Origin of the sequence: Methanosarcina sp. DH2, from assembly GCF_020804225.1 — an archaeon.
In the GTDB taxonomy this organism is placed as follows: Archaea; Halobacteriota; Methanosarcinia; order Methanosarcinales; family Methanosarcinaceae; genus Methanosarcina.
Genome location: NZ_WJBI01000017.1, coordinates 47,824 through 63,057 on the forward strand (window position 1 = coordinate 47,824; position 15,234 = coordinate 63,057).

Below are 15,234 nucleotides of genomic sequence, written 5' to 3' on the forward strand. Positions count from 1 at the left end.
CTTTTTGGAGTAGGTGTTTGTTTGCTAGTGGAGTGTTCATTTGATGAGAACGCAATTCATACTATGCATTCCGGGTATATATTATTTTTAACATATAATTACAACGTTGAGATATAATCATTAGTGAATCATTGTAACTTTTGGTTTAATGGTCTAAGTGTTATACTGGTAGTATAATGTATTGTCAAAATCAGAAAACCATCGAAGCGTATTGAAAAACGGTTTGTTGAATAAATGTCATACCTGCAAAATTTCAAAAACACAAGACATTTAATAGTTAGAGTAGTGAATTACACTAAAAATTATTTGCCGTCTAAAGTGATAGTAAATTCTGCCGAATGACTGTAAATGGAAAACATTGATAAAAAAGAACTGAGTGAAAGGGATATTTGCTCGAAGTTTATCACGCCTGCGATCAAATTGGCTAACTGGGACGAACGCCAGATCCGGGAAGAAGTTAATCTCACCAAAGGCAGAATCATTGTCAAAGGCTCGGTTGCAAGCAGAGGAAAACCAAAGAGGGCCGATTATGTCCTTTCCTACAAACCCAACATTCCTCTTGCAATAGTCGAAGCTAAAAGAAATATCTATACTGTTGGAGAAGGCATGCAGCAGGCACTTATGTATGCCGAGATGCTGGACATTCCTTTTGCTTTCAGCTCGAACGGGGACGCCTTTTTGCTTCACGACCGGACAGGGACGCTCGGGAAAGTGGAAGAGGAAATCCCGCTGGACAGATTTCCTGCTCCCGAATTCCTGTGGCAAAAGTACTGCGAATGGAAAGGGCTTGATGAAGGAAAACAGAAGATCATAACTCAGAATTATTTTGCTGATTTCAGGAAACCTCTACGCTATTACCAGAGGATAGCAATTAACCGCACAGTAGAGGCAATTGCGAAGGGTCAGGATCGCATTCTTCTTGTTATGGCAACAGGCACGGGAAAGACACTTACGGCTTTTCAGATCATCTGGCGCCTCTGGAAAGCAGGGGTAAAGAAAAGAATCCTCTTTCTGGCAGACAGGAACATTCTGGTCGATCAGACCCGGATAAACGATTTCAAGCATTTCGGAAATGCCATGACAAAGATTCAGAACCGGGAAGCTGAAAAGTCCTATGAAATTTACCTTTCCCTTTACCAGGCAGTTTCTGGGACCGAAGAGGAGAAGAACATCTACAAGCAGTTTTCCCCTGACTTTTTTGACCTCGTAATCATTGATGAGTGCCACAGGGGAAGTGCAGCTGAGGATTCTGCATGGAGGGAAATCCTCGAATATTTCTCCTCTGCGACACATATAGGGCTGACCGCAACCCCGAAAGAGACAAAGGACATTTCCAATATCCATTATTTCGGAGAACCTATCTACACATATTCCCTGAAACAGGGGATTGAAGACGGGTTTCTTGCACCTTACAGGGTTGTCCGCCTTGATCTTGACAGGGACCTTCAGGGCTGGAGGCCGGAAAAGGGTAAGGTAGATAGGTACGGCACAGTAATTGAGGACAGGATCTACAACCAGAAAGACTTTGACAGGGACCTTGTGCTTGAAAAAAGGACTGAACTGGTCGCAAAGAAGGTCACAGAGTTTTTGAAAGCCAACGATCGCTTTGACAAGACTATCGTTTTTTGTGAGAATATAGACCACGCAGAAAGGATGAGGGAAGCCCTCGTAAACGAAAACCCGGATCTTGCAGGAGAAAATCGAAAGTATGTGATGCGGATTACGGGAGACAACCCTGAAGGGAAAGCCGAGCTTGACAATTTCATAAGCCCCGAAAGCCGCTACCCTGTGATCGCCACCACCTCAAAATTAATGAGCACCGGCGTGGATGCCCAGACTTGCAAGCTGATCGTCCTCGATAAGCGCATCCAGTCCATGACCGAGTTCAAGCAGATAATAGGCAGAGGGACCCGGATCAATGAAGATTACGGGAAATACTATTTTACGATAATGGACTTCAAAAAAGCCACCGAGCTTTTTGCTGATCCTGATTTTGACGGCGAACCCGTGGAGATATACGATCCAGGTGAAGGAGGCCTGGGTAAAGGAGGAGAGGGAGGAGAAAGCGGGGCCGAAAAATATTATGTAAGCGATGTGGATGTTGAGGTCGTTACCGAACGCACGCAGTATTACGGACCTGACGGTAAACTGATTACGGAATCCTTAAAAGACTACACCCGAAAGACCGTGCTCAAAGACTTTGAGTCCCTTGACTCTTTTTTGAAACACTGGAACGAAGCCGAGAAAAAGCAGGCAATCCTCGCAGAACTTGAAGACAGGGGAGTTTTGCTTGATGCCCTTGCCGAAGAGATTGGAAAAGACTTCGACCCCTTTGACCTGATCTGCCACATTGCCTTTGACCGCCCGCCCCTGAGCAGGAAGGAACGGGCTGAGAGGGTAAAAAAGAGCAACTATTTCGGCAAGTACGGGGAGCAAGCTCAGGAAGTCCTTGATGCTCTGCTTGACAAGTACGCAGATGATGGGATTGAAAACCTTGAAAATATGAGCGTCCTGAAGGTGCAACCTTTTGACCGGATAGGGACGCCCCTTGAGATTGTAAAACTTTTTGGGGGCAAAGACAGCTACCTCTCAGCAGTCCGGGGGCTCGAGTCCCAGCTTTATACACTTGAAGCCTCACTGCTGGAAGCCTCACTGCTGGAAGCCTGACCACTGAAAGCCTGACCACTGAAAGCCTGACCACTGAAAGCCTGACAGACTGAAGCCTGATTCGAAGGACTTATGTGGGATTACAAAATAGTGTTCCCAGTTTATTTTTTATAATGGTTTAAATCAGCAGAACCACCTGTCACCAAAATCGTCGAAATTCGAATCGGGTTAGCAAAATAACCTGAACCAGAATTACCAAATCATCAAAATTACAATTACCGAATTATCAAAATCACAACTCAATTGCGGGAAAGGAAAAACATGTCTCTGGATACTACAGTCAAAACGATTCAGGATATCATGCGGAAAGACGCAGGCGTTGACGGAGACGCCCAGCGCATAAGCCAGCTTGGCTGGATGCTGTTCCTGAAGATCTTCGATGCAAGGGAAGAAGAGTACGAACTTGAAGATGAAAACTATGTCTCCCCTATCCCGGAAGAGCTTCGCTGGAGGAACTGGGCGAAAGACCCGGAAGGGATTACCGGAGACTCCCTGCTCGATTTTATCAACGAAAAGCTCTTCAAAACCCTGAAGAACCTCTCCTTTGACGAAAACGCCGACCCCAGGGGTTTTGTTGTCAGGGACGTCTTTGAAGACTCGTACAATTACATGAAAAACGGGACCCTGATCCGCCAGATCATAAATAAGATAAACGAGATCGACTTCACGACTTCCAGCGACCTGCACACCTTCGGCTCAATCTACGAAAAAATCTTAAAAGACCTGCAAAGCGCAGGCAACGCAGGCGAGTTTTACACACCCCGCGCAGTCACCCAGTTTATGGTGGACATGGTTGATCCCAGGCTTGGCGAAAAAGTCCTTGACCCTGCCTGCGGGACAGGCGGCTTTCTGACAAGTACAATAGAACACATCCGCGAAAAATACGTGAATTCCGTAGACGACCACCGCATTTTGCAGGAACCCATCTCAGGCGTTGAGAAAAAACAGCTCCCCCACCTGCTCTGCATAACCAACATGCTTCTTCACGGCATAGAAGTCCCTTCCCGCATCCGCCATGACAACACTCTCGCCCGCCCGCTGCGGGACTACACCCCAAAAGACCGCGTAGACGTAATTGTTACAAATCCACCTTTCGGAGGCGTGGAAGAAGATGGCATAGAGACAAATTTCCCGGCAAACTTCCAGACCCGCGAGACTGCTGACCTCTTCTTAGTCCTGATAACGCACATTTTAAAAGACGGAGGCCGCTGCGCAATAGTCCTACCTGACGGCACCCTTTTCGGGGAAGGCGCAAAGACCCGCATCAAAGAAAAACTCCTTCAGGAATGCAACCTGCACACAATTGTCCGCCTTCCGAACGGCGTTTTCAGCCCTTACACCGGCATAAAGACAAATCTCCTTTTCTTCACTAAAGGCGAACCCACAAAAGAAGTCTGGTACTACGAACATCCTTATCCCGCCGGCTACAAGTCCTACTCCAAAACCAAACCCATGCGCATAGAAGAGTTCGCTTCAGAAAAAGCATGGTGGAACAACCGTGAAGAAAGCGAAAATGCCTGGAAAGTCAAAGTAGAAGACATAATCGCCAGCAACTACAACCTCGACATCAAAAACCCCAACACCGTTGAAAACGATCAAGGCGACCCTGAAGAACTGCTGGGAAAGTACAGAGCCCTGCTTGACGAAATATCTAATATAAGGACGGAACTTAAGGAAGAACTTATAAATGCTTTCAACCATAACTAAACTTTATCAAAGAGTGAGGTTTAGATATGGGATATTTTTGTTCTGTTTGTAAATCAGGTATAAAGGATGAAGAATTCGATTATTCAATGAACAAGTACGGACAAGCTCTATGCAGGCAGCATCAGAAGGAAGCTACCAATCATCAACAACCGGAAGCTCCAAAAGCTTCGTCTTCTTCATCAAGTGAAGAGCAATCGATTAATTTTACCAAGAGGGACAGCAATTTTGTGGAAAGCATGATAAAAGGAAGAATTGCTGAAACTCTTATCGAAGAATTATTCCTCTACCTCGATTATTCAGTCTTCAGATACGGCATGGAAAACACAGTTCCCGGCATTATGAAGCTTCTCCGAGGTGTCCGAAGCGACGTTGCCACAAATATCCGCAGGATGCCCGATTTTGTAATCCAGAACAACAAAAATGGAGAGGTTTTCTTCATAGAAGTAAAATTCAGAAAAGGTGAAGTTTTCACCTTTGAAGACCTTGCCAAAGACTACCCCTATGAAAACTGTTACTTCGTTGTCGTTTCAAAAAAGCATATCAAATGCATAACCTACGAAGAACTCAAAGCAGGAGATGCAATTACTCCAACCTCCAGAAATTATCTCGGCAACAGAGAAGAATTCGAACTTGATAGAGACGTGATCATCCAGTTCTGCGATTTTGCAGTAAAATTCTTCTCAGTTGTCTAAAAACCAACAATAGGCTTAAAAATGAACCTGGAAACCTTTTTTGAAAATCTCGACCTTTTGTGTGAAGCCCCAAACAGTATCGAAAAGCTGAGGGAATTAATTCTTCAGCTTGCGGTTATGGGAAAACTTGTACCGCAGGACCCTAATGATGAACTGGCATCGGTTTTGCTTGAGAAAATCAAAGCGGAAAAAAGAAAATTATCCATAAAAGAGAATCCCCTTCCCTTAATTGAAAATAAAGAGACACCATTTGGAATACCTCAAAGTTGGGAATGGGTAAGACTTGGAGAAGTGATCAATTATAACGGAGCGCAAAAAATATCATCAGGAGACTTGCCTGATGATGCATGGATTCTTGATCTTGAAGATATTGAAAAAAATACGTCTAAAATTCTCAATCGCGCGCATTTCAAAGATAAAAAATCAAAGAGTACAAAAGCAGAGTTTAAAAAAGGAAATGTTCTTTATGGCAAACTTAGACCTTACCTCAATAAAGTAGTTGTTGCCGATGAAGATGGCTATTGTACTACAGAAATCGTGCCTTTGAGCATCTATACTGATATCGATCCCTATTATTTAATGTACACACTCAAGAGACCAGATTTCCTTGAATATATTAATTCAAAGACATATGGAACTAAAATGCCTAGACTGGGAACTGAGGATGCAAGAAAGTCGCTTTTACCTCTTCCACCCCTCACCGAACAAAAACGCATCGTTTCCAAAGTCGATGAACTGATGGTTCTCTGCGACAAACTCGAAGCCCGCCGCCAGAAAAAACAGGAACTCCAGAGCAAACTCAACAGCGCTGCCCTTGACAGAATGCTCAGCGCAGAAAATCAGGAAGAATTCGAACAATACTGGCAGCGCATCTGTGAAAATTTTGATCTTCTCTACGACAACCCTGAAAATGTTGGAAAACTAAAGCAGGCGATTCTTCAGCTTGCGGTTCAGGGGAAACTTGTGGAGCAGAATCCTGAGGATGAGCCGGCGAGTGTTTTGATCGAAAAAATTGAGATGGAGAAAAAGAAGCTACTTAATGAGGGGAAAATTCAAAAAGCAAAAAATTCACAGGCTGTTGATGTCGAGGAAATTCCATATAATATTCCTAATGGATGGTTATGGATTCGCTTTGGGAACATTGCTCCACACATAGAAGCCGGATGGAGTCCAATGTGCGAAAAAAGACCTAAAGAAGGCGAAGAATGGGGCGTTTTAAAAATAAGTGCGGTTTCATGGAATGTATTCAATCCCTCCGAAAACAAAGCACTCCCATCGAATCTAAATCCAAGACCGGAATATGAAGTAAAACCAAATGATTTTCTCATGTCCAGAGCGAATACATCAGAACTTGTAGGGAAAAGCGTAATTGTTGAGGAGACAACTCCAAAATTAATGATAAGTGACAAGGTATTAAGGTTATTTTTTTCCAGTTTTGCATCTCACAAATTTTATAACCTATTCAACAATAGCCAAACTGCACGTTTTTATTATGCAAAAGAAGCGTCTGGAACAAGTAGTTCAATGAAGAACATCTCCAGAGAAGTAATATACAATATGCCTGTTCCTCTCCCGCCCCTCAATGAACAAAAACGCATCGTTGAAAAAGTAGAGCAGCTCATGGGTTTGTGTGATGAACTTGAAGCAAAACTAAGGAAGTCTCGGGAAGATAGCGAGAAACTTATGGAAATGGTTGTTAGGGGTTTGTTAGAGGGAGCCGTCGCCGAAATATAAAAAAAGAGTTGTGAAAATCTTCCCGGAAAAACCATATTCACTATCTCGGACCTGTATTTTCACCGAGCGCCAGCTCGGGCCAGTCCTAAAAAGCAAAAAAAGCAATGAAATGATTTTTCACACACAGAATTCATGAGTTTTCATCTCATAAAAAACTGTCATAATGGCACTTTAAAACCCATTTTTTTTCTTTTCTTATATTACGGGAAAGCCGCACTTCGTGCGTGACAAGCTCCGTTAAAGACACTAATGATGTTGCTTTGGCTCTTAACCAAAAGTTTTCAAACTTGGCTGCGAAATTAACAATTTTCCATTTCACCGAGAATTTTCTCAATTAATGGTTTCACAGAAGGTATATCCTCATTTACCGTACTCCAGACAACTTCGAGGTCAACCCCGAAATAACCGTGAATTACTTTATCACGGGTTCCAGTCATTTTTCTCCATGGGACTTCAGGATGGTTCTTTTTCAAGGATTCTGGTAGATTCTTTGTTGCTTCGCCCATGATTTCAAGAGCTCTGATCACAGCGTATACGGTTTTGTCGTCTTCAGCGAATTCATCGAAATCCAATCCTTCAATAAAACTCCCAATTTTGTCGACTGAGTCAAGGATGTCCCTTAAAAAGTCCACAGGGTCTCGATCTTCGGCTTTCATAGGGCTTCAACCTCATTAAGGATCCTTTTTCCTATATTGGGTTTAAGCGCACTCTTCATTACCAGGTCAACCTTCACTCCTAAAAGGTCGCTCAGATAGTCCTCAAGTTCTATATACTTAAAGAAGCCGGGCTTCTTATCAAATTGTACCAGAATATCGAGGTCACTATCTCTGTTTTGCTCCCCGCGAATATAAGAGCCAAAAATCCCGAGATAGTTTACACTATATTTCTCTCTTAACTCAGGCAGATGTTGCCTTAATATTTTAATAAAATATTCTGCGTCTTTTAGCTCTTGAGAAGGCATTAGCTATGGAGTCCTCCAAACATCTCCACATAAATGTGGTGAAACGTGAATTTATCGCTAAAGAGAATATGCGTAGTATCTATTTGTCACTTTCTCCAGTTTGCCTTTTTAACAAATGAATCTACAGAAAGACATCGTTGAGAAGTAAATTAGCTCACGAATTTGTGTGATGAGCTCGGATCAAAACTTAGAAGGCGCGGGAAGATAACGAGAAACTTATGGAAACTGTTGTGAAGGGTTTGTTAGAAGGTGCAGCCGCCGAAAAAACAGAAATGGATAAGCGTATCCCAATCCAGGCAGCGGCTATTCAATTGAAGTAAATTAAATTTTATTTCAATTTTTCAGCCTCATTGAAAAAGTTAGGTTAGTGGGGTTGCTGCCTGAAAAATAAAAAATAAGCTATGAATCAGACCTGAAAGACCATATTCACTGTCCTTAACGTGTATTTTCACCGAGCTACGCGCGGGTGGTTCTAAATGAAAATAATTTATCTGGATTAAATTGTCTTTCCACTTAGCAATAGCTCAGGCTAGTCTGAAAAAGTACAATATTCACTAACATCCAGAAAAAGCACTTTTAATCAAAGCACTTTGAGACTAATTTCTGAAAATATATATTAATATGCAGCTTAATAGATCTCAAATGAATAAACAGTTTTAATCAAAAAAGTTATTAGTTTGGCTTGCATACTATAACATGGGTTTTTGTTGACGGGGTTTATCATATTTTTAAAAGAGGGAAATTGTTACTTTAAGAGAATGAAGAACTTGATATCAAGATACACTTCTGGAAAAGCCAAAAATCTGGACTCGAATCTCGGGAACAAGAAATATGAAATCAAATCTGGCAGACTTAATCCCGATAGCCGGACAACTCAAAAAGCACTTAATTTCCCATATAGATCAGGTAGGGTTTTCGGTGAAGTTAGTTAAGGGAGCAAAAAATCTCCCCTGAGAATTCACTATGAGCTTGACCTCGAAAAAGATATTGCGGTTCTCAAGTATGAAGGAGAATTCAAGAAGTACAGCAAGTCAGTCATGAAAAACGCGCAGAAATTGTGTGAAAAAGGTTTTCGCATTGATGAGGGGGGCTGGAAAAGTCTTTTTCCAAGAGGTATGCTGGCAATATTAGCAGGGTTATTAATTTTAGAAAAATATCCAGCTCTGGCATTGGTAATTGTAATTTACGGATTTTATGAGATGGAAAAATTTGGCTCTTTAGATGATGATTCTGTTATGAGCTATCTGGAAGAAAAAAGATGTAAAAAATGCGGAAGAAACCTGGCTTACGCAGAAACCAGAAAGCCAGAAGTTAGGGAAATAAGTACTCCTCAGGATTATCAGATACTGATAAAAAGGTTTCAAAAATGCAAATACTGCGGGCACGAAAGTATTGAAGAAGGTTCAGAGGGATTCTATACTTCAAAAGCTAGTACTAATGACTCATCGGAAAAAATACTGGGAATGCACCCAAGATGCAATAAATGCAAATGCAGAAATGCTTATGAAGAGTTCAGAAAAGAAGATATAAAAATTAAAGATTCCATAAGGACAACAACCAGATATTATAAGTGCAGGTACTGTGGAAACATAGAGCTCAAAATTAAAACAGAAAATATAGCATATGTAGATATAGGTTCATGAAAACTTCTATCTTCTGAAATCGAATACGAGTAAAGTCAGGATACAACAAGGCAAATGCCATTTTTTTCTTTTTTCTTCTTTATAGGAAAGGCCGCTCTCCTGCGTCGAGCGTGACAAGAAAGGTTCGGTAAAGTGAGTATGGTTGTACAGTCAGAAATATTATAACTTAGTTTTTCGTCTCTTGAATGGCTATTTTTTCCACGAGAAAAAGGTTCAGGAAGGTCCAAAAAAGCACAAAAACCAAGAATGGGTCATGAATGAGTCATGAATCCTGGTATTTAAGATCAAAAATTAAGTACATAATGGATACTCTGACCTTTTTCACCGATTTGTTTGAGAGCTTTTTTATCTGCCATATCCTGAAGATCTCGTTTTGCTGTAGAAGCACTTACTTCGCAAAGTTCTTGATACTCTTTATTCGTGATTTTCCCCTTTTCTTTGATATATTCAACAGCTTTTATCTGACGTCTGCTCAACCCTATCTGCCCAAATTTTTCTTTCATTGAACGGTCACTGCTTAGTTTTTTAACTGTATTTTCTACTCTTGAGATTTCTACCGCAATGCCAAAAAGGAAATATTCGAGCCATCCCGTAAGTTCTCCTTCTTTTGCATCGGCATCTGCAAGCGCTGAATAGTAAGCCTGACGGTCTTCATTGTAGTATTCTTCAAGGGCGAAGAATTTCTTCGTATCAAAACCTCTTTTTGTCAGAATAAGTGTAGAAAGAGCTCTTGCAGTCCTGCCGTTGCCGTCAAGGAAAGGATGGATTCGGGCAATTTCGTAATGGGCTATTCCGGTCTGTACAGCAGGCAAGAGGTCTAAAGCTTCTTCACTGTTTAACCATTCCAGAAGGGATCTGGTCAGGAAAGGTACTTCTTCAGGTCCCGGTGGGGAATAGGTAATCTTGCCGGTTTTTGGATTTCCGACAACTACCCTGACTTTGCGGTAATTTCCTGCAGAAGTGGCTGGCAGGATATCTTTTACCGTCAGCCTGTGGATTTCAAGGAGGATCTCTTCGGCAATTGCATTGCTTTCTTCCAGGCTGTCTATATATTCAAGCACTTCAACATAGTTCTGAACTTCTTTTTTATCCTTCTCGCCTGCAAGAATGTCTTTTCCTTCAATGAGCAGGCTCACTTCTTCAAGAGTAAGCTGGTTTCCTTCTATACTTGTTGTGTGGTGAGTTTGCTTTATAAGAGCTTCTCGCTGGAGCTCTTTCTCCCATGCCGGAATGAGAGAACTATTCATAATAATCTCCCTGGCAGCCTGGATTCTTGCAAGCAAACGCACGATTTTATTTGTGTATTTAAAATTAGGCTGAAACATGACCAGTTATCCGATTTTTTGTCCCTATTAAAAGAGCTATTCCTTTCATTATTAACTTAGCGATGTTTATTCCAAAATCCAGGGAATTCTGAAGTTTATCAGAATAGGCAGCCACCAAAAAATAAATATGGAGTTATATATCTGCCAAAAATTAGTCCTCTTGAGCCAAGCGAAAAGGACACCTTGATACCGAAGCGGAACTCGGGAAATTGAGCAGCTCATGGGTTTATGTGATGAGTTCAAATTTAAACTTAGAAAAGCGCGGGAAGATAGTGAGAAACTTATGGAAACGGTTGTCAGGGGTTTGTTAGGGGGTTGTTAGGGGGTTGTTAGAGGGTTGTTAGAGGGGGCTGACGTCGAAATATATAAAAGAAGTTATGAAAACTCCTTCTAAAAAGTCCTCTTGAGCGTAGCGAAAAGGACCGCGTACTCCCGAGGCGCGATTCGGGGTGTGAAACTCTACCCTAAAACCACATTCGCTATCTTGAACTTGTTTTTCACCGAGCGCTAGCTTGGGTCGGTCCGAAAAAACACAAAGATAAAATAAAAGGATTTTTTACATACAGAAGCGAATGAACTTGTTTTTTATCGAAAAACCTACACACTGGCACTTTGAAACTCTTTTTTGCTTTTCTGGTATTACAGGAAAGCCGCACTGCGTGCGTAACGAGCTCCGTTAAATACGCTAATTTTGTTACCCCGGCTCCTATATCATATAACCAAAATTTGTGAAAATAAGTGTGACTAGTATATTTTACTAAAATATACATTTCATCAAAAGTATAATTTATTAAAATATATTTTGTCATTAATTTGTATCATAGCAAAATACATAAGTTCTTGGTACCTAAATTAAAGCATGGAAAAAACAATAATCAAGCAGACAATCCTTGAACAAAGGGGACTCTTCGAGAGAGAAGAAGATATTGTAAAAAGGACTGTTCCTGAATACCTCCTTCAGAGCCAGAAAATCATTGTGATAACAGGCATAAGAAGGTGTGGAAAATCCACTCTGCTAAAAGAGATCTCTGGAGACTTCAAAAATCACGCTTATGCAAACTTTGAGGACGAAAGGTTCCTTGAATTTACAGCAAAAGACTTCAATACCCTGCTTGAGATATTCCTAGAGCTTGACCCCAAAACAAACACATTATATTTTGACGAAATCCAGAACATTTCTGGGTGGGAAAAATTTGTCAGGAGGCTGTTTACGGAAGGGTACAAAATATTCGTTACCGGTTCAAGCTCAAATCTTCTGAGCTCAGAGATTGCAACAAGCATCACCGGAAGAAACCTGAAGTATGAGCTCTTTCCCTTCAGTTTTAAAGAATACCTGCTGTACCGGAAATTTGAGACAAAAGACACTTACACAACAAAAGAAAAAGCATCCCTTTCCGGATATTTTGAGGATTACGTGAAATACGGAGGATTTCCGGAAATCATAAAATCAAGAAATGAAAAAGAACTCATGGAGATCTATCAGGACATTTTGATAAAAGACCTGCTTGTAAGGCTGCAGATAAGGGACTCAAAGGACTTTCGGGATCTTTCAATGTATCTGCTTTCCAATATTTCTAGAAAAATGAGCTACAATAACCTGAAAAATCTCCTGGGATTCAGCAACACCTCAAAAGTAAAAAATTATATTGAATTTTTGGAAGAAGCATATCTCTTCTTTACCCTGAAAAAATACGCCCCCTCCTTAAAAAAACAGATCATGAGCCCAAGAAAGGTTTATTCAATAGATACAGGCCTCGTAAACGCGGTCTCGTTCATGTTCTCTGAAAATACAGGGCCTTTGCTTGAAAATATCGTATTCCTTGAACTGAAAAGACGTTTCCAGGAAATATATTACCATGAAGACAAAAAAGAATGTGATTTTCTGGTCAAGGAAAAAGAAAAAATAATAAAGGCAATCCAGGTAACGGCTTCAATCGCAGACCTCAAAACAGAAAAAAGAGAAATCGAAGGTCTTAAAGAAGCAATGGAAAAGCACAACCTGAAAGAAGGATACATAATTACAAAAGACACGGAAAAAACAATAAATCTGGAAGGCAGGGTAATACACATAAAGCCGATAATAACATGGCTTATGGAATAACACCATCGATACCCTGAAAATCAAAACTTAAAAATATCGAGAAGATTATGTGATACTTATGGAAACAGTTGTCAGGGTATTTGTTGAAGAGGACTGCGACCTGAAATGTAAAAAACGAGTTATAAATCTCTCCTGAAAAACTATATTCAGCATCTTTAATGTGTCTTTCACCGAGCGTAGCTCGGGCCTGTCCGAAAATGCATAAAAACAAAAATAACGGGCTTCTTAAAGACAGAACTCAGCGAATTTTTCCGATTTAAAAATGGAACATCAAAAATTTATTCTTTCACTAAAAGAAGGCATGAGCAAGTTCAAAAGATCACAAAAGAAAAAAAGGCTTTTTAGAGACAAAGTTCAGTAAATCTTTCTGCTTTTAAAAAACAGGTAAGTACCAATTTTTTCTTTTCTTCTTTCTGGGACTACCGCTCTCCTTCGTCGAGCGTGACAATAACGGTTTGGTAAAGCTAATGACGTTGAATGGGTCAGAGACTTTATAACTTAGTTTTTCGACTCTCATTAGTGAAGTTCACCATTTTATCTTGTAAGTTAGTCCTCTTGAGCGAAGCAAAAAGGACACCGTGCTGTTGCACTTGCAGTGCAACTCCCAGGAAATCTCCAATTTCCTGTGGTCCCGAAGCGAAACTCAGAAAGTAAAAGCTATGATTTTATAAATTAGTCTGCTTGAGCGAGCGAAGCGAGTGAAACAGACCTCGTGCTCCCGAAGCGCAACTCGGGAAGCGCAACTCGGGCAGCGAAACTCGGGCGGGAAGCTTTAAATTGAAAAAAACGTGATATGCCGCCATGCAAACTGCGGAAGAAAGGGAAGAGCTGTTTCGCAAAATCTCATCTTTTCTGAAAAAATACGGGGCAACCAGAGTCTCAGTTTTTGGGTCTTACGTTAGGGGGCGAAGAGCAGCCAGAGAGTGGTATTGATGTCCTGGTTGAGTCTGCTGATCGAAAAAGCCTGCTGACCCTTGTGAACATTGAACTGGAACTTTCGGATTACCTGGGGATTAAGTTTGATCTGTTAACTGAAAAATCGATCAGTCCCTATTTGATAAACGGAATTAAAAAAGAGGCAAGAGTGATCTCTGAATGAATTTCCACCTAGCCAAAGCTCGGGCCAGTCCGAAAAAGCAAAGAAAAAAGAAAGATTTTTTGCACATCGAATTCAGTGAGTTTTCTATCTCCTAAAAAACTGTCACATTGGCACCTTAAAACTCATTTTTTACTTCTCTGATATTAAGGACAAGCCTCAATGCGCGCGGGACAAGCTCCATTAAATAAGCTAACTATGTTGCTCCGGATCTTATCACTTAATCAAAAAACGACTGTATGAACTAAGTTCATTAAAACGGAACAGGTTATGAATAGGTTATGAACGGGCCAATTAACGGATCGCCAATAGGTCACCAGTGGGCCACCAATTTCAATATTTTCTGTAAATTTTGCTCCGGTGGCCTGCTTCATGGCCTGCTTCAATGACAAAAATAACAAGCTGGTCGTTCTCTATGGTCATTAAAACTCTATATTCGCCAACCCTCAAAGAATAAATAGGGGAATCAGATGCTGTTTTAAGCTTCTTAATATGAGAGTAAGGATTTTCTTTGATTTCTCCTACAGCAAGAAATAGCTTTTTTGCGACCTCAGGCGGCAGTTTTTTAAGATCTTTTAAAGCTGAGGAGGTATAGATAACCGAATACATTAATCGTCCCTGATCCCGAGTTCAGCTGCAACCTCTTCTTCAGTATAGTACCTGCCTTCTTTAATGTCTTTTAATCCCTTCTCAATTTTCTTTATGGTTTCTTCGCTGAGAGGCTCGGAGTCGACTGCCGTATTCACAAGCCTCTCGACAACAGAGTTGTAGGACTCCTCGGGATGCCTTTTCAAGCTTTTGAGCATCTCCTTAACTTTTGGGTCAAGACAGATTGTCGTTGTAGCTGCCATATAGCATCCTATAGGATATTATAGGATATGAAAGTTTGCCGGAAAAAGAAGTATAGTAAAAAGCAGTATAGTACTCAGGATTTTTCCCAAAAAATCGTATTCAATATCAAGATCCTGTTCAGTCACTCATTCTTTTTCAAGCTCCCTGTCTGCACTGACTTTTTAAAAAGTAACCAGAAGAAATGGCTGTATGAATTAATTTCATTAAAATTGAATGAGGAGAATGAAATTTCCTCCTTCAGGCATGGGTCATGAACGAGCCATGAACGAGCCATGAACGAGCCATGAACGAGCCATGAACGAGCCATGAACGGGTCATGAATGGGTTTCCAGTCTTCACATGTTTAAGATCAAAAATTAAGTACATAATGGATATTCTGTCCTTTTTCACCTATTTGTTTGAGGACTTTTATCTCCTAAATTCTGAAGGTCACTTTTTGCCGTAGAAGCGCTTACT

The 15,234-nt window shown here is 40.9% G+C and carries 12 protein-coding genes; 7 read left to right on the forward strand and 5 right to left on the reverse strand.

Annotated features, from left to right (window positions below):
- The first annotated feature begins 348 nt into the window (after positions 1–348).
- From FXV91_RS16270 to FXV91_RS16285, 4 genes are all read left to right on the forward strand, one after another.
- Complete coding sequence (locus tag FXV91_RS16270) at positions 349–2,667, forward strand: DEAD/DEAH box helicase family protein (protein WP_229391730.1); 2,319 nt, start codon at positions 349–351, stop codon at positions 2,665–2,667.
- A gap of 261 nt (positions 2,668–2,928) precedes the next feature.
- Positions 2,929–4,374 carry a class I SAM-dependent DNA methyltransferase gene (locus FXV91_RS16275; RefSeq protein ID WP_229391731.1) on the forward strand — a complete coding sequence of 482 codons (1,446 nt, stop codon included), beginning with the start codon at positions 2,929–2,931 and terminating at the stop codon, positions 4,372–4,374.
- A 26-nt stretch (positions 4,375–4,400) separates the two neighbouring features.
- Positions 4,401–5,066 carry a hypothetical protein gene (locus FXV91_RS16280; RefSeq protein WP_229391732.1) on the forward strand — a complete coding sequence of 222 codons (666 nt, stop codon included), beginning with the start codon at positions 4,401–4,403 and terminating at the stop codon, positions 5,064–5,066.
- A gap of 117 nt (positions 5,067–5,183) precedes the next feature.
- Positions 5,184–6,800: a restriction endonuclease subunit S gene (locus FXV91_RS16285; RefSeq protein ID WP_229391733.1), complete on the forward strand. Its 1,617-nt coding sequence runs from the start codon at positions 5,184–5,186 to the stop codon at positions 6,798–6,800.
- A 299-nt stretch (positions 6,801–7,099) separates the two neighbouring features.
- On the opposite strand, the gene FXV91_RS16290 is transcribed toward FXV91_RS16285, so the two are convergent.
- Together FXV91_RS16290 and FXV91_RS16295 are read right to left on the reverse strand one after the other, a co-directional pair.
- Positions 7,100–7,456: a DUF86 domain-containing protein gene (locus tag FXV91_RS16290; protein ID WP_229391734.1), complete on the reverse strand. Its 357-nt coding sequence runs from the start codon at positions 7,454–7,456 to the stop codon at positions 7,100–7,102.
- Complete coding sequence (locus FXV91_RS16295) at positions 7,453–7,761, reverse strand: nucleotidyltransferase family protein (protein ID WP_229391735.1); 309 nt, start codon at positions 7,759–7,761, stop codon at positions 7,453–7,455. The genes FXV91_RS16290 and FXV91_RS16295 overlap by 4 nt, the downstream gene beginning before the upstream one ends.
- A 1,037-nt stretch (positions 7,762–8,798) precedes the next feature.
- Between FXV91_RS16295 and FXV91_RS16300 the strand changes: the two genes are divergently transcribed.
- Entirely contained in the window at positions 8,799–9,404 is a 606-nt protein-coding gene (locus tag FXV91_RS16300; protein WP_229391736.1) for a hypothetical protein, read from the forward strand.
- Between the two features lie 284 nt (positions 9,405–9,688).
- Here FXV91_RS16300 and FXV91_RS16305 read toward each other — a convergent pair whose 3' ends face one another.
- On the reverse strand, positions 9,689–10,729 hold the full coding sequence (locus tag FXV91_RS16305) for a Fic family protein (protein ID WP_229391737.1): 1,041 nt from the start codon (positions 10,727–10,729) through the stop codon (positions 9,689–9,691).
- 859 nt (positions 10,730–11,588) lie between these two features.
- Between FXV91_RS16305 and FXV91_RS16310 the strand changes: the two genes are divergently transcribed.
- Both FXV91_RS16310 and FXV91_RS16315 read left to right on the forward strand, forming a co-directional pair.
- Complete coding sequence (locus FXV91_RS16310; protein WP_229391738.1) at positions 11,589–12,830, forward strand: ATP-binding protein; 1,242 nt, start codon at positions 11,589–11,591, stop codon at positions 12,828–12,830.
- Positions 12,831–13,716: 886 nt separating this feature from the next.
- Entirely contained in the window at positions 13,717–13,929 is a 213-nt protein-coding gene (locus FXV91_RS16315; RefSeq protein WP_229391739.1) for a nucleotidyltransferase domain-containing protein, read from the forward strand.
- Positions 13,930–14,259: 330 nt separating this feature from the next.
- Here FXV91_RS16315 and FXV91_RS16320 read toward each other — a convergent pair whose 3' ends face one another.
- Together FXV91_RS16320 and FXV91_RS16325 are read right to left on the reverse strand one after the other, a co-directional pair.
- Positions 14,260–14,535: a type II toxin-antitoxin system RelE/ParE family toxin gene (locus tag FXV91_RS16320; protein WP_229391740.1), complete on the reverse strand. Its 276-nt coding sequence runs from the start codon at positions 14,533–14,535 to the stop codon at positions 14,260–14,262.
- Positions 14,535–14,777 (reverse strand): hypothetical protein, encoded by a 243-nt coding sequence (locus FXV91_RS16325; protein ID WP_229391741.1) that lies wholly within the window; start codon positions 14,775–14,777, stop codon positions 14,535–14,537. The genes FXV91_RS16320 and FXV91_RS16325 overlap by 1 nt, the downstream gene beginning before the upstream one ends.
- Between the last annotated feature and the right edge of the window lie 457 nt (positions 14,778–15,234).